Below are 13,585 nucleotides of genomic sequence, written 5' to 3' on the forward strand. Positions count from 1 at the left end.
ATGCACTTAGCGCATACCTTACCTGCGCGGTCTTCATGCCTACGCCCGCCGGACACCGCCCCGTGCGCCCGAAGAGCGCCGATCACGCCGTCAACATCGCTCCCCCATCGCTGAATCTTCCGCACTTCACCAACGCGGACATTCAGATGCCCAACGACTCGACCACGCCTTTTCCCGCCGATCACCCCCCTTCATCCGTTCCGACCTTCAAGCAGCTTTCCCGGACGCCGCTCGTTCCCGAAGCCGTGCTGAAGCGTCACGGGGCATATTGCGCTATCGACACGCGCTTCCGAGCCGCCGCGCGGGTCCTGCAATGCATCTGGCTCAAAGCCCAGGGCATCGCGACCGCCGCATCCGACGATCACAGCGCGGCCGGCGCACATTCGTCCTTCGGCTCGACCCTGAGCGCCGATGCCGCCAACGCCGGCAAGAACTTCCTCCATCCCGACATTCATCGTCTCGCGCTTCAGGAATGGCTGTTGTGCGAAGACGACGCCGCGATCGACGAGGAGCGGCTGTTCGGGAACGCGCTGTCCTCGATGCCGCTGGTCTTCAATCTGTTTGGGCTGCTTGCGCTCGACCACGAACTTGCCACCGCCGTCTTCCGTCGCCTGCTTCCCAACTTCGTTCACAGCGTCGAGCGGATCATCTTCGAGCATTCACCCGGCCGCCGCGAGGACCGCTTCCTTGCAGACCGCACCGCTTTCGATCTCGCTGTCCGCGTCATCACGCCGGATGGCGAACAGGCCACCGTGTTCATCGAGACGAAATACTCCGAGAGCATGGAAGGTCCGGCCGCCCGGATCCGCGACCGCTACAATGAGGCATCGAAGCAGGTTCGCCTCTATCGGGACGCCGACAGTGCATCGTTGCGATCGACCGCGCTCGAACAGCTTTGGCGCGAACACATGCTGGCGCAGCTCGCGGTCGATAACGGTGTCACGCCGCGCGCCATCTTCATGGCCCTCGGCCCACGCCTCAACCGCCGTGTCCAAGCCGCCTTCCGTCTCTACGAAGCCGAATTGATCAATGCCGATCAACGTGAACCTGATCGAGTCGCATTTGCGCCGTTGACACTGGAGACCGTGATCGACGCAATCGCGGCAGCGGGAGCCTTGGACCCGGCTGAGGCGCTCTGGCGGCGCTATTGCGATTTCGATCAGGTCTATCGTCTGTCGATGGAGGTGCTTGCTGGCGGCGAGAATTGTTCATCGGCCTCGCAGCCAAGCGTCACAAGCCGTCGCGCGCTGCCTCCGGCACGTCGCTCGCTCCCGCCATCCGGCCGACGATGCACCAACCAGGTGCCCACCAGAGCGAAACGGACCTCGGGCACGGCCAAACAAGCGGTAGCGTGATGACCAGCACAGAACTCATCACCGTCGAAGATCGCGTTCGACTATTCGCCAACGCCCTGGCCGACGAGCGCGATCATTTCCCGGTCCTCAAGCTCTTTACACCCGATGCCGGCGCAACGTGGCTGATTTCCGAAGTCGATCCCGACGACCCGGACCGATTGTTCGGCTTATGCGACCTTGCTCTGGGCTATCCAGAACTCGGATATGTCAGCCTCCTGGAAATCGTGGAGGTCAGAGGTCGGCTCGGCCTTCCCGTCGAGCGAGACATCCACTTCGTCGCAGACAAGCCACTCTCGGCCTATGCGGACGAGGCGCGGGTCAAAGGGCGGATCATCACCTAGTCCGGCCCTTCAAAGGACTTTCGTGCGAATCTTCCCAGAGCAGCGACGAGGGGTACCGGCACGTGAGGGACAATTCGGAAGCGTAACGTAGCCTGATGACTCGCAAGGTGCGAAAGTCCAAGAGCCCCCACCGGGGGCTCTTTTTCGTTCCTACTGCTCGGGCAGCCGCGCCACACAACGAGATCTTTCGGAAACCGAACCCTTGTCTCAGCTCTGAGCCCAACAGCCGACGCCAGGTCAAGGATCGGGGTTGTCACGTACGGGCCAAAGGCGGAAGTGCATCGCTGCACTCAAGATGAACTAACTCGCGCCGCCGGATCTAGGAAGACCGCGAGTTGAGCCGTTATCCGAAATTGCGCGGCCGCAGTAACGGGTCTGAACTAGAACTGCGTACATTGTCGGACGCGAGACGTCGTCGGCGCTGGTCCCCGCGAGATTGCCACCAGCTTTAAGTTCCGATTGTGCGTAGGCTCTCAATCTGCTGTATAACGCACATGGCTGCGACTCAAACTCGTGAAGCTATTCTGTCGACTTATTTTGGATCGATGGCAGCTTCCATCTGGAAGCTGCTGCCATCGATTGATGCCGAAACGAGCGCGCAGAATTACACGTTCATGGACATGGACGTGTTCAATGCATTGATTCATCAGAATCCGGAGCGTGCGCAAGCGATCTACTGGCGAGAAATGACGTTACGGATTCATCTCGCCTGCTGCGCGTCTCTATTGCGACACGCCGACTGGCTGAACACCCTACTTCTTGCGGTCAAAGAGGACAATCTTTTCGGGGCTCTTGCCGCCTGCCGGGGCTTCCTGGAATCTGCGGCTGACACGTTCTATTCGCTCGGCACGGTGCCCAAGACGCTTGCGCCGAATTTGGCGCTCATCCGGGCGCGAATCAGAGAAAAGCCGACCGCTACGATCTTTCTTTCAAAGGAGCTGGAGGACGCGCTGATCCATTTCTCGCATGGCCGCAAACTGCAACGGAGCGAAGCCGCCGAACCGATGCATGCCGCAAAGCAGATGCGCGAATATCTGGAGAGTTTGAAGCGGGGAGGCGTTTCTCAGGTCCACGATTATTACAGCCAGCTCTGTTCAATTACCCACCCCTCCGCCGAGACTGTCATGATCTGGTTCGAGGGCGAGAAAGAAGGCGATCAAGTCGTCTGGCGGCGTACGAACATTACGCACCGGGACAGGATTGACCGGTTTCTCCTCGGTTGGAAGGAGACCAACGAGCTCGTGGTTGCCGCTGCTTTTGTGCCGGCATTGATGAGTCTGCGCATGCTCCACAAGCTTGATTTCCTTCCCAAGATTTCCAGCCTCAAGTCGTTTCCTTTGGAAAAGATGCCGGCGTGGAAGGAGTTCGAGCGTCATCTTAGACGGTAGTAGATTCCGACCTCCCTGGGCTTCAGCTGGCACGAGGTCGCCCAAGGGTCGATCGCGTTGACTGACCTCTTGCAAAGAATGTCCGATGTGCTCCTTACAGTAGACCTGCCGTGATGCGGCTAGCGTTTGCTAAGTTTCCGTACGACTTCGGCTGGATCGAAACCAATAATTCGGCCAAGCTCAATTAACTCGACAACGTCGATGCGACGCTGACCGGATTCCATGTGTGTCACCCAGGATTGGTACACTCCGAGCTTTTCGGCGAGATCGACCTGACGCAGACCGGCACCCTTCCTGAGCTCGACCAGCATGGCCGCGAGCTTCTTTTGAAGTGGTGAGGTGACCGTTTTGGGCATCCAGCCTCCCGGAGGGGGCTAGAGACATAAAACGACTTTCCAGATACCGAAAAAATAGGTATTTGTGCTCACGCCGGTGAGAGATGGCCGCAATTTGCGGAAGCGACAGCTGAATCCTTCCCGGCTTCAAACTTTCCGGCGGGGAAAATGATGAATAAGCTTACGAGTGAATGGTGGCCTTTTGGCCTGCTGGTCGGAGGCGCCGTCCTCCTTTGGGTCATGGGGTATAGCTGGAGCGATACAGGCGCGATCGCGTTCATGGCTCTCCTTGTTACTGGAGCCGGAGGCTACATCGTCGCGATTGAGCGGCAGAGGCACAAGTGACGATCCAATGAGCCACCTCGCGCAATCGAAAGCGACCGAAATGACCAATGCTATTGACCCGCCTGTACAGCAGGCTCGCCAAGCTAACGACCAAGGCTACGCTTTCGCCGTTTACACCCTTTATACGATTGGCTTCTTAACGGTCATCACCGCTGTGATCGGCCTGATCATTGCTTATGTGAAGGCGCCCACAGCCGGCGGCATCTGGCAGAGCCATTTCCAGTTCCAGATCCGCACGTTCTGGATCGGATTGCTGTATTTCATTGCCGGCTTTGCGCTGCTCTATTTCGTCATCGGCGCCTTCGTCATCTTGTGGTGGACAATCTGGACACTCGTTCGCATCATCAAGGGCGCGATCTTGCTGCACGATCAGCGCCCGATTCCTCAGCCAGCCTCATGGCTATTCGGCTAGCGACGAGACAGCGTTCGTGCATTGACAAGGGACGGCATCATTCACTCCGATCGTTTGAATATGCCAAGCTGGACCATTGCTGCCTTCACCCATCGCGGTCGGATGCGCCCGAACAACGAGGACGCTATCGCGATCGACAACCATGTCCTCACCGGTGACATGGACGCACCGATAGTCATGGCGTCACCGAACGATTGCTGCCTCCTGATGATCGCGGACGGCATGGGTGGCCACGCGCACGGCGCGATGGCCAGCCGGGCGGTTCTCGATTATCTGGTTGCTGCTGTCGGTCGGCTTTCAAATCCTGGCGGCTGCGCCGAAGCGATCGAGGAAGCCAATCAACATCTCTATGATCTCATGCAGGAGCGCGAAGAAGCGCTCGGCATGGGCTCGACGCTCGTCGGAGCCGTTCTGACGGCCGGTCAGCTACTCGCGTTCAACGTTGGCGACAGCCGCTGCTACCTGTTCAGCGCTGGCCAATTGGTGCAGCTCAGCCACGATGATCTGCCCGAACGCGAGGACGGCCACTTCGGTCCCCGCCGGTCCCATGCCCTCACTCAGGCTCTGGGCGGCTCTTCATTTCCTATCGCGGTCGAACCTCACACCTCCATCGACGCGCCGCTTGCACCCGGCGAGACCCTACTTCTTTGCAGCGACGGCCTCACCGACATGGTCAGCGGCCAAGCCATCAGCGACACGGTGCGAATAGCCAAGGACCCGTTGCAAGCCGCGAAGAAGCTCGCCGCCAAGGCTTTTAGCGCCGGAGCACGCGACAACATCTCCTTGCTGGTTGCACGCTGTCGGGCCTGATTTGCAACGAAAGGAATGTGGATGAGGTTGGGACATTTCTTAAAGGGTTGCAGCCTTGCGGTCGTCTGCACGGCGATCAACTGCCCAAGCAGCCCAGCAGCAGAAATGAAGACCTTCGACTGCTCAGGTGAACTCTGGAACATTTCGATCGATTCAGCCGGCCCTACATGGCTCGAAATAGGGCATGGGGTTCATCAGTGCTCGATCAGGAATGCGTCGAGCGAGAACGCAAAGCGGATTCTGTCTATCTGCAATTTGAATGCTGTCTGCTCGATCAAAGTCGAGGTAGATGCTCAGCGCCTTCGGAAGTCGGCAGCAGAGGGCGAGTGTGATGACGTGTGCATTTTTGAAGACGACAAAATCGTCTGGGTAAAGAAGGGGAGGGCAGAGAAATGAAGCGCACTATCATCAGCGCGCTCGTCGCGATTTCCGCCAATTCAGCACAGGCAAACACCTACAACTATGTTTGCAAGGACCAGGGAAAGTCTTTTCCGCTGAAGGTCGACGACGCACAAAACACGCTGGAATGGAAAGGGACCACCTACAAAATTAAGGAAAACGAAGATTGCGCCAAATTTGGTTGGCGCGCTGAAAAGGACGGTGCTTCTTTTGATTTCTGTACGGCCACGAAAGGTTACGCCGGCATTGAACAGAATGGCATTGAAATTCCGTGCGACTTGAAGCGGCGATAAGAGTTCAGCCAGCCCAATGACCTATGGCCTCGGGTCCGCATGCACATCGGGACCGGTACGTGCAGAAGGGGAACCGGAGGTCGACGCCAAGAATGGTTTGGTGGAATCCTATTGTCGTCCGCACGTGCACCGCCAACCGCAATGGATTGAGAGCAGGACCAGAAAGCCCCTTTACCGTCCGATCCAAAGTATGGGCCGGGATATGGGCCACAGAACGGCCGGTTTCTGGAAGCGCTTAAAAATAAGGACTTTTCGGCCTGTATGGCGGAGAGAGTGGGACTCTCACCCAGCGTCACCGGCCAATCAAAAAACTCGGTAAAACAAGCGCTTTCCGCGATGCTCGGCGGATGTTGTGTCCACCTGCGTGTACCACCTTTTGGCCTTCCGAGAAAGCAAGGATTCGATAATTCGGAGGCGCTGGACGTTTAGGTAGCACCACCCCTCCTGAGAAGCCCTGTGCCGGACCTCGGCCAAGGCCGCTATCCATGGCGAATGGGTCGCCCGCATCACCGAAATAAAGCGGCCTCTCCTTCACCATTTGCGACCTCCCAGCACCCGTCCCCTCGGCTTGGGCAATTGAGCCTTCATCTGAGCCCGCTCGGCACAGAGTCCATCAATCTTGCCGAGCATCCGTTGCAACAACTCTTCCGCGGACCGGGTTGGGATGCCGGCTCTCTGGAGCTGGAGGATTTCCTTGCGCTGGCGGCCGACCTGCACGCGCATGCGCTCGATCTCCGAACGGAGAAATTCGAGTGTGGGCATGGTTTCGCTTCTGGAATGACGGTAAGTCGCCATAAGAACGAAACATGAATCTTGAGTCAAGATCCTATCTTCGGGATTTGACGGCCAACATCTCGATCCAGGTTTCCCAACGCTGTGAGCGGAGCGTTGGCAGGTTAAAGGAATTCGGGAAATTCCGCCGACGCATCGCGCTAAGACCACGCCTTATTAACGCCGTCGACGATCACCGAACTCAGCGCCCGCGCGAGGCGATCCGTGACCCACTCGCTTTGGTGCAGCCTGGTGTCATCTCCCGGATCGACCATCCGGTCGAACGACACTTGCTCCACTTCATGCAACCCCTTCATGAACGCGAAGCGGCGGAACACATTGACGCCTTCGACACCTACCGCGAGTTCGCTGATTGCTTCGACCATCTTGATCGCCTTGTCCTTCTTGGCAGACGTCAGGACGGCCGGCAGATATTGGAGGTCCATCAAGATCACGTCGGCCCGCGTTTCGTCGCGGAGCTTGATAAGCCCGTCGCGGATGGCCGTTACGGTCTCAGCGAACGACGGTGGTGGAGGCTTCAGGTCCGGGCTTTGCCAGACTGCATTCGTTCCAACTTGCCATATCACGAGATCGGGCTTCTCGGCGATGACATCGGTATCGAAGCGCTCGAGCTCAATCGGAGCTTCCTGACCGCCAATTCCCTGGTTAACCATGGTGATCTTGGCGTTCGGATATGGGATCTGAAGAAGCACCGGGAGCCGATCCGGGTAGGGCTTTATGCTGCCTTCGCCCGCCGTCGTCGATGAGCCGATCGCAACGATCTTGGGCTTTCCTCTCACGAGGCTATTCGCAAAGTTGGGGAGGCCGCACTCAAAGGGGATCGGCCCGACCGGGATGGTCAGTGAGGGATCGCTGTCCACGGGGCACCTGCGGGTTTCAGCCAGGATAACATGAGGTCGAAGGAGAATAGCGCGCCAGTACGATATCGCCTAGCGCTACAAGCGCGAGGGATCACCCTTCGGGCACGCCAGCCAACCGCATGCCCTCATAGACCCGCTCCCTCGCAGCGAGGTAAACGGGGTTGTCACTCTGTGCGCCGTCGCGGAAGCGACGGATTGTAAAGCTTGGAACGATCGTGAGACCCGCCCTTGCGGCAGCACGCGCGTCATCCAGCGAGCCGCGCAGGGCCAGTGCAGCGGCAAGCGAGAAGTGAACAAACGGCTGGTTTCGGCTGATCTCGATGCTTCGATTGAACCACCCGAGCGCCTCTTCATCGTTGTTGAGTGCCAATTTGGCAAGGCCTGCCAACAGGCACCAGCGATGGGCGAAGATATCACGTGGGGAAAGACGGAGTGCTTCGCTTATATGCCCTTCCGTCTCTCCACTGAGGCCCAAGAGATGCTTGGCGAGGCCGATTTGCGCGTGAGCTTCAGCCATATTTCGATCGAGCGCCAACGCTCTCTCGCACTCCGCGATGCCTTGGGCAGCGCGCTTCGTTGCGGCTAGTACGGCGCCCAAGACCATATGAGCGAAGCCGTGGTTCGGTGCCCTGTACAGCGCATCCATTAGGGTCGCTTCTGCCCTCGCGAGAAGCGCAACCCGATGTTCATTCATCCAATTGGCGCCCATTATCGCATCTACGATGGCCGTGCCGACCATCGCTTCGACGTTCTTGGGATCAATGATCAACGCACGCTCGAAGTTGTTGCGTGCCGGCACCAGATACTGGTCTAGCCACCCCATGTTCAGCAGAGCTCTGCCTTGAAAATACAGTTCCATCGAACTTGGATGTAGAGATCGTTCCGACCGCCGCGCCTCCTCCGCAGTGAGCCGAGCCTGCAGTTGATTTGCGAGCCTCGATACAATCTCATCCTGCATATCGAAGAGAGCGACGACCGGCTTGTCAAACCGGTCCGCCCAAAGGTGTGTGCCGGTTCTTGCGTCCACAAGCTGCACATTCACACGGACCCGATCGTTGCTACGCTGCACCGATCCTTCGAGCACGTAATTGACGTTCAACTCGCGACCGATCTGTTTGAGATCGATTGCCTTGCCTTTGAAGGTAAATGCGGTATGGCGCCCAATGACAAACGAGCCACTTATGCTGGATAGGTCGGTGGTAAGATTCTCGGTTACACCGTCGACAAAATAGTCTTGCGCCGGATCGCCACCAAGATTGTCGAAAGGCAACACAACGATGGAGAGGTGTGGAGATGTACGCGCGTCCAATTTCGTGCGCCATGCGTGGGTAACCGGGTCATCTTTCTTCGGAAGAACAGCATAGACGCGCACCGGACGTGGGATATTTTTGAGATCTTGCTCTCCTAGATCGACAAAGTATGCGCTAACTTTGCCGTGCACCTGCTCGTAGGCCGAAAGAGAGATGCAGGTGAGGCCCGGTTCGGCGATGCCCTCGAGCCGCGCCGCAATGTTCACGCTATCCCCAAAGATGTCATTGGGTTCGACGATTACGTCACCCACGTTGATCCCAATACGGAAAGCAATGCGCCTATCCTCGGCATCGCCAATGGTGAGCTCGTTGGTTCGGGCCTGGAGTTGAAGCGCAGATCGAACGGCTTCGACCGCGCTCGGAAATTCTGCCAAGAATCCGTCGCCAGTATTCTTGACGATGCGGCCGCCGTGATCGGCAATCGCAGGGGCGACAGCATCCGCGAGCAACACACTTAGCCTGGTGTGCGTAGTCTCTTCATCGTCGTGCATGAGCCGCGAGTAACCGGCCACATCAGCGGCCATTATGGCTGCTAACCTTCGCGAATGACCTGATCGCCCATGCGCCATGACCACTCCAGACTGAGCCGAGTGTAGAATGAGCTAGGCGAAAGCGCTAGCCGCAAGCGGCTCGCTCGCCATCTGGCGCCAACCTTCATAATATATGATGCATCATATGGACGATCAGAGCGGTTCCGCTGAGCGTGCCGAATATGGCCCGGTCAGGATTCGTTCGCCGCTTCCCCACGCGAAGTTCGCAAGTAGCGAAGGCCCTCGCGCGTAACGTTCGCCGGCTTCGCAAAGACCGAGGCTGGACCCAAGACGAGCTCGCCGCCAAGCTCGAGATTGAGCAAACCGCGATCAGCTTGATCGAAAATCATCGGGCGAATCCCACACTGGAAACGCTGGAAGCAATTGCGAACTGCCTGGGCGTGAAATTTGCTGACCTGTTCGATTCCCGCCACACGAGGTCGTGACGCATCCTCGGACACACGCTGCTAGAGATCAAATGAATTCCAGCGACCGCTGCGTGTCCCTACCCCGCTGACCACTTCAGACCACACTAGGGCACACGAATTCCCTTGGACACCATGCCTTCGAATACGAATTGAATTCCCGCGGATTCAAATGCGTCGCGCATCTTGGTCAAGCTTTTCGGATAAGGTACCGACAGCTCCAACTCGTATCGCGCAATGGACTTTTGTGAGACCCCCGATCGCTCTGAGAGTTCATGTTGGGTCCAATTAAGCCATGATCGCGCAGCGCGGACTTGGGCAGGAGAAAGATGGGCTATGCGCTCCATAACGTCTCTTGGCCACACAAATGGTGTCGTCGACAGGCAGATCCAGACTGCCTTGTCTGGAGGACAACACTTACATAGTCAAAGCTTACAATCGAATCCTTGAAAAGAATACTGACACTGGCACCCGTTCCAAACTTCATCCAAAAGACCGAGTCCTTCGAACTTTAGCCGAGCGCTTCATCGTCGAGGAGCGTCGCAAGCTCGTGCCGGCAATGGCGAGCGGCCAAGAACGACCGACACAATAAGCCGCAGGCTACGCCAGGTTTGCTGATGGCGCTTTTCGTCGAGCAGACCATCGGCTCTTCGGCTATTGGATTACGGTGTGGGCTCGCGAGCGAGCTGACGTAATTCCGAACTGACTTGCTCCGGTCGGCCAGTCCCGACGGGCCGGGCAGTGAGCCCGGGTCGCCAGCGCTGGCCGAGCCGTGGCACCGCAATGCCGCTGGCGCGGCCTCCGGGATCCGGAGGCATGTCCGGTTTGCCCGTAAGTCCTCAAGTCTAGCATCTTTGGCCACCTAATCGACTAGCCGCGGTGCCTTCAAAGGCCGGCTAAGGACGGGTGTCCGAGCGCTTCGCGGCCATGTCCGACGCCGAACTTGGTCGAGGCGCTTTTAGTTTTCTGTTAACCACCACTTGATCTGGAGGATGGCGACTTATTCTAAACCAAAACTTGCTGTGTTATATTGCCGGCTCTGACTTGCTAGGCAGAAGCCTGACGGCTTTCCGGGCGCCGCGAAGAGGGGCGCTCCCAGTTCGGCAAGCGACTCTTGAAGGAGATCGCTTCCCAGCGCGAGGAAGCGGAACACCGCCACTGCCGCCAAATCGGCGAGGCATCTTGGCTGGTTCGTCCAGCACATCTAATCGTCTGAAATTCTGAAGCCACGCTGACTGCAAGCATGCTTGTGTCTGTCGTGCCTGAGGACATCCGAGCCAGCTCTCCAGTCATCTCCCGCCCTGTGAAGACGCCGCCTATGTGACGGTCGGTTCGCTGTCGGCACATATAATATGATTTATCACATCATGGAGTTCACTCCGATGCAGTGTATAGGTCATGCGCTAAGCACCTCTACACGCGGATCCCGGCGGCAGCATTCGTGCAGTGCGCGGCCGGCTCACGCGCCAGCCCACCCGCGAAACTCGGGGGAGGCGCGCATCGAATTTCCGCATCCACTGAGCTGGTGGCGGGTGCGGCCTGTTCACTCGTTCAGAAATGTGGATGTACTGATCGCGCGACAGTTTCTTCGCAAGGTCGCGATCGCCGGCGAGCCGTTTTGGTACCTGGGCGCAGCCGGCAACGCCGCAGTCGCCATGCGCGTAGCCGTACGCATTCAAAGCCAACAGAAACCGAACCTAGTTACACTCGACGTGGCGATGACCGCCGTCTTGTGTATCGCGCTCGCGGGTCACGAACCCGCGGCCGTCCTTCTAGCGTCTGCGCTCAAACGACGTTCCGATATCGAGCCTCATTGCGTAGCGCTTTCGGACGGATGGTTAGCTTCACACAGCCGGATGCAATTCCTGAGTTCGGCTTGAGCGGCATCGCGAACGAGCCGGCACTCGCGTGCGGGCGATCCGCGGCCCGTCCACCACCGCTAGAGCACGCACGCCGCCATTGTCAGAGCCGTTATCCGCTCAGATGAGGGATATTCTCCATGTACTCGACGATAGCAACATGCCTCACCCCGCCATGTCCTAAGTCCCACCCCAAGAAGCTTTGGCGCTTTCGGACCGCCACCGAATTCTCTCAAGCCGACGTGTCTGCAGTTCGTTTCGGACTGCAACATACCTCCTTGAAAGATGAACGCTGGGCTTTCGCACGCGAAGGCCACCCCGCGGACGCAATTTCCATGATGATCGGAGAGTGGCCTGTCGGGCGTATTTCGCACCGCGTTGATGCCATCATGACAGCGATCGTGCTCGCTGCGCTGATGGGCAGCGCTGCCTCGACACTCGTCGCGTATCACACGATCGCGCAACTTGCCTTTCGGCGACCCAGACTTCGCGAGATCGCCGCTTCATGGCTGGTTGTCGTAGAAGAACAGGAGAGACGAAGATTCTGGCATCCGACCGCGTCGGATGCCATCCCACGTTCGAGCGACGACGTCCGCTCACCTTTTCCCGGGCGGAGCTATGCTTGATGAAATACCGCAAGTACATGTCGAGCGACGCGTGGCGCTTCAACCAAGCCCGACTGCGCGAATTCGAGGCGGCACGGTTCCAATGCCGGCTGTGCCCTAACACCCGAGATCAGGGCTACGCTCTGGAAGCCCATCACAGGACCTACAAGCGCCTCGGACGCGAACTCGATGGTGATCTCACGGCGCTCTGCCGGGAATGTCACCAGGGCGTGACATCGATGCTGCGCGCACGTCGCTACGCGTCATCGGCGCCACCTACATCTTCCGACTGCACACCAGCAATCGCCGATCCGCCTCCCCTGTTTGACCCGTTCGCAATCGGAGCAAAGAAGTGAGCATAGAACGCATCGCTCTCAGGCTCGTTGGTGTCGGACCGATGTTGATGCACTCGTCCCGGCTCGCGGATCCGCTTGATCCAACGACCAAGGCTATCGCTTCGATCACTTCAAAGAGCAAGAAGACGGAAGCTGACCACGCGCGTATTGCTGAGTTAGAGTGGCACGGGGGGCTCTGGCTGAGCGAAGGTCGGCCTTGCCTTCCACCCCACTGCATAAATGCGGTCCTGGTGGACGGCGCGCGACAGCGCAAGAAAACCGAAATGGCAAGAGCGGCATTTGTCGCAGATGGGCCGTCGATCATCGAATACGACGGTCCCAAGACGATTCCCCAACTCTGGGCGGACGAACGCTTCCGCCATCGTGAGATGGTCCGGGTGCGGGATTCACTCTTGGCACGAACCCGTCCATGCTTTCCCCAATGGGGCGCGCGGATCACAGCCACCTTTCTCACATCGATGATCAACCGCGGCGAGATCGTCGAGTTTTTCAAGCTCGCGGGGCCTTATGGCCTCGGTGATCACCGTCCCCAGTTCGGGCGCTTCCTCGTTGAGGATCTCGGACCGGAATAACGCAACACGGCGTGGCGTGGCGGGGCGTGGCCCGGCTACGCATGGCATGGCCCGGCAAGGACCCCTTTCGAAAGTAACGAGCTTCGCGAGCGGTACGCGCGCTTGGTGGTGCCGCGTCGCGAGCTCATGCGCAACGGAGTGTTCGGCATGACTCCAAAGCCCCGGCCCCCTTCAAATGGCGCCGACAAGGAAGATTGGCCCGCGGTTCTGTCTTACTGGCGCACGATTGCCGCTGAAGCATTCGACGACGGACGTCGCGCCCAAGTCGCCGAATGCATCAGCCGGATCTCCTCCACGTCCCCGGAGTGGCAAGCCGCGATCAACGGCGACGCGGCCGTCGCAGCGGGATTAGTCCTACGCCTGGAGCCGCCCCCGCGCATATCCGGCGGGGTGGACCTGGTGATGACCATCTTGCTGAACACCGCCTTCGGAGACGCCGGCGCCGCTCTCGTCCTGGCGCATGGCCTCCGAAAAATGCCTCTCGACCCCCGACTGCGCGCGAGGCTGGCTACCTCGTGGCTGGTCCACAATGTGTGGCTCAAGCATCGCAACCGCCGCAGCGGCGCTTCGAACCGAGGCGACCAATGACAAGAATTCA

General features: G+C 58.7%; 17 protein-coding genes. 12 read left to right on the plus strand and 5 right to left on the minus strand.

Features of this window, described 5'->3' with window-relative positions:
• Positions 1 to 146 precede the first annotated feature (146 nt).
• The 3 genes from Q0030_RS23840 to Q0030_RS23850 all read left to right on the plus strand — a co-directional run bounded on the left by Q0030_RS23840 (position 147) and on the right by Q0030_RS23850 (position 3,084).
• Positions 147 to 1,355, plus strand: a complete 1,209-nt coding sequence (locus Q0030_RS23840) for a hypothetical protein (protein WP_298372308.1) — start codon at positions 147 to 149, stop codon at positions 1,353 to 1,355.
• The gene (locus tag Q0030_RS23845; RefSeq protein WP_298372311.1) at positions 1,355 to 1,696 is read left to right on the plus strand and encodes a DUF2958 domain-containing protein; all 342 of its coding nucleotides are present in this window, start codon (positions 1,355 to 1,357) and stop codon (positions 1,694 to 1,696) included. Before Q0030_RS23840 ends, Q0030_RS23845 begins: the two co-directional genes overlap by 1 nt.
• A 494-nt stretch (positions 1,697 to 2,190) precedes the next feature.
• Positions 2,191 to 3,084 (plus strand): hypothetical protein, encoded by an 894-nt coding sequence (locus Q0030_RS23850; RefSeq protein WP_298372312.1) that lies wholly within the window; start codon positions 2,191 to 2,193, stop codon positions 3,082 to 3,084.
• A gap of 119 nt (positions 3,085 to 3,203) precedes the next feature.
• Here the strand turns inward: Q0030_RS23850 and Q0030_RS23855 are convergent, their stop codons facing one another.
• Positions 3,204 to 3,440: a helix-turn-helix transcriptional regulator gene (locus tag Q0030_RS23855; RefSeq protein WP_298372314.1), complete on the minus strand. Its 237-nt coding sequence runs from the start codon at positions 3,438 to 3,440 to the stop codon at positions 3,204 to 3,206.
• A 331-nt stretch (positions 3,441 to 3,771) separates the two neighbouring features.
• Here Q0030_RS23855 and Q0030_RS23860 point away from each other — a divergent pair, with 331 nt between their 5' ends.
• From Q0030_RS23860 to Q0030_RS23875, 4 genes are read left to right on the plus strand one after another with little or no spacing between them, the layout of a single operon-like run.
• The gene (locus Q0030_RS23860) at positions 3,772 to 4,176 is read left to right on the plus strand and encodes a hypothetical protein (protein WP_298372316.1); all 405 of its coding nucleotides are present in this window, start codon (positions 3,772 to 3,774) and stop codon (positions 4,174 to 4,176) included.
• A 60-nt stretch (positions 4,177 to 4,236) separates the two neighbouring features.
• A complete protein-coding gene (locus Q0030_RS23865) occupies positions 4,237 to 4,986 on the plus strand; it encodes a protein phosphatase 2C domain-containing protein (protein WP_298372319.1) in 750 nt (249 codons plus the stop codon).
• Between the two features lie 21 nt (positions 4,987 to 5,007).
• The gene (locus Q0030_RS23870) at positions 5,008 to 5,382 is read left to right on the plus strand and encodes a hypothetical protein (protein ID WP_298372321.1); all 375 of its coding nucleotides are present in this window, start codon (positions 5,008 to 5,010) and stop codon (positions 5,380 to 5,382) included.
• Positions 5,379 to 5,678, plus strand: coding sequence for a hypothetical protein (locus Q0030_RS23875; protein WP_298372323.1), 300 nt, complete (start codon positions 5,379 to 5,381; stop codon positions 5,676 to 5,678). Before Q0030_RS23870 ends, Q0030_RS23875 begins: the two co-directional genes overlap by 4 nt.
• A 531-nt stretch (positions 5,679 to 6,209) precedes the next feature.
• On the opposite strand, the gene Q0030_RS23880 is transcribed toward Q0030_RS23875, so the two are convergent.
• The 3 genes from Q0030_RS23880 to Q0030_RS23890 form a co-directional block, all read right to left on the minus strand.
• Positions 6,210 to 6,440, minus strand: coding sequence for a hypothetical protein (locus tag Q0030_RS23880; protein WP_298372326.1), 231 nt, complete (start codon positions 6,438 to 6,440; stop codon positions 6,210 to 6,212).
• Between the two features lie 170 nt (positions 6,441 to 6,610).
• A complete protein-coding gene (locus Q0030_RS23885; protein ID WP_298372328.1) occupies positions 6,611 to 7,330 on the minus strand; it encodes a GDSL-type esterase/lipase family protein in 720 nt (239 codons plus the stop codon).
• A gap of 91 nt (positions 7,331 to 7,421) precedes the next feature.
• A complete protein-coding gene (locus Q0030_RS23890) occupies positions 7,422 to 9,164 on the minus strand; it encodes an adenylate/guanylate cyclase domain-containing protein (protein WP_298372331.1) in 1,743 nt (580 codons plus the stop codon).
• A 188-nt stretch (positions 9,165 to 9,352) separates the two neighbouring features.
• Between Q0030_RS23890 and Q0030_RS23895 the strand changes: the two genes are divergently transcribed.
• Entirely contained in the window at positions 9,353 to 9,616 is a 264-nt protein-coding gene (locus Q0030_RS23895) for a helix-turn-helix transcriptional regulator (RefSeq protein WP_298372334.1), read from the plus strand.
• 86 nt (positions 9,617 to 9,702) lie between these two features.
• Here the strand turns inward: Q0030_RS23895 and Q0030_RS23900 are convergent, their stop codons facing one another.
• A complete protein-coding gene (locus Q0030_RS23900; protein ID WP_298372335.1) occupies positions 9,703 to 9,942 on the minus strand; it encodes a helix-turn-helix transcriptional regulator in 240 nt (79 codons plus the stop codon).
• Between the two features lie 1,652 nt (positions 9,943 to 11,594).
• Here Q0030_RS23900 and Q0030_RS23905 point away from each other — a divergent pair.
• The 4 genes from Q0030_RS23905 (at position 11,595) to Q0030_RS23920 (ending at position 13,575) form a co-directional block, all read left to right on the plus strand.
• Complete coding sequence (locus tag Q0030_RS23905) at positions 11,595 to 12,080, plus strand: hypothetical protein (RefSeq protein WP_298372337.1); 486 nt, start codon at positions 11,595 to 11,597, stop codon at positions 12,078 to 12,080.
• A complete protein-coding gene (locus tag Q0030_RS23910) occupies positions 12,080 to 12,415 on the plus strand; it encodes a hypothetical protein (RefSeq protein ID WP_298372340.1) in 336 nt (111 codons plus the stop codon). The genes Q0030_RS23905 and Q0030_RS23910 overlap by 1 nt, the downstream gene beginning before the upstream one ends.
• A complete protein-coding gene (locus Q0030_RS23915) occupies positions 12,412 to 12,987 on the plus strand; it encodes a hypothetical protein (RefSeq protein ID WP_298372342.1) in 576 nt (191 codons plus the stop codon). The genes Q0030_RS23910 and Q0030_RS23915 overlap by 4 nt, the downstream gene beginning before the upstream one ends.
• 147 nt (positions 12,988 to 13,134) lie before the next feature.
• A complete protein-coding gene (locus Q0030_RS23920) occupies positions 13,135 to 13,575 on the plus strand; it encodes a hypothetical protein (protein ID WP_298372344.1) in 441 nt (146 codons plus the stop codon).
• Positions 13,576 to 13,585 lie beyond the last annotated feature (10 nt).

The organism is uncultured Bradyrhizobium sp., assembly GCF_947648125.1.
Taxonomy (GTDB): Bacteria; Pseudomonadota; Alphaproteobacteria; order Rhizobiales; family Xanthobacteraceae; genus Bradyrhizobium.

Bases quoted from the DNA above. Each gene is read 5' to 3' on its own strand.
- Q0030_RS23840 (WP_298372308.1), top strand. From the start codon at position 147: ATGCCCAACGACTCGACCACGCCTTTTCCCGCCGATCACCCCCCTTCA.
- Q0030_RS23870 (WP_298372321.1), top strand. From the start codon at position 5,008: ATGAGGTTGGGACATTTCTTAAAGGGTTGCAGCCTTGCGGTCGTCTGC.
- Q0030_RS23865 (WP_298372319.1), top strand. From the start codon at position 4,237: ATGCCAAGCTGGACCATTGCTGCCTTCACCCATCGCGGTCGGATGCGC.
- Q0030_RS23905 (WP_298372337.1), top strand. From the start codon at position 11,595: ATGTACTCGACGATAGCAACATGCCTCACCCCGCCATGTCCTAAGTCC.
- Q0030_RS23845 (WP_298372311.1), top strand. From the start codon at position 1,355: ATGACCAGCACAGAACTCATCACCGTCGAAGATCGCGTTCGACTATTC.
- Q0030_RS23895 (WP_298372334.1), top strand. From the start codon at position 9,353: ATGGCCCGGTCAGGATTCGTTCGCCGCTTCCCCACGCGAAGTTCGCAA.
- Q0030_RS23855 (WP_298372314.1), bottom strand. From the start codon at position 3,440: ATGCCCAAAACGGTCACCTCACCACTTCAAAAGAAGCTCGCGGCCATG.
- Q0030_RS23920 (WP_298372344.1), top strand. From the start codon at position 13,135: ATGACTCCAAAGCCCCGGCCCCCTTCAAATGGCGCCGACAAGGAAGAT.
- Q0030_RS23875 (WP_298372323.1), top strand. From the start codon at position 5,379: ATGAAGCGCACTATCATCAGCGCGCTCGTCGCGATTTCCGCCAATTCA.
- Q0030_RS23860 (WP_298372316.1), top strand. From the start codon at position 3,772: ATGAGCCACCTCGCGCAATCGAAAGCGACCGAAATGACCAATGCTATT.
- Q0030_RS23910 (WP_298372340.1), top strand. From the start codon at position 12,080: ATGAAATACCGCAAGTACATGTCGAGCGACGCGTGGCGCTTCAACCAA.
- Q0030_RS23890 (WP_298372331.1), bottom strand. From the start codon at position 9,164: ATGGCCGCTGATGTGGCCGGTTACTCGCGGCTCATGCACGACGATGAA.
- Q0030_RS23880 (WP_298372326.1), bottom strand. From the start codon at position 6,440: ATGCCCACACTCGAATTTCTCCGTTCGGAGATCGAGCGCATGCGCGTG.
- Q0030_RS23900 (WP_298372335.1), bottom strand. From the start codon at position 9,942: ATGGAGCGCATAGCCCATCTTTCTCCTGCCCAAGTCCGCGCTGCGCGA.
- Q0030_RS23850 (WP_298372312.1), top strand. From the start codon at position 2,191: ATGGCTGCGACTCAAACTCGTGAAGCTATTCTGTCGACTTATTTTGGA.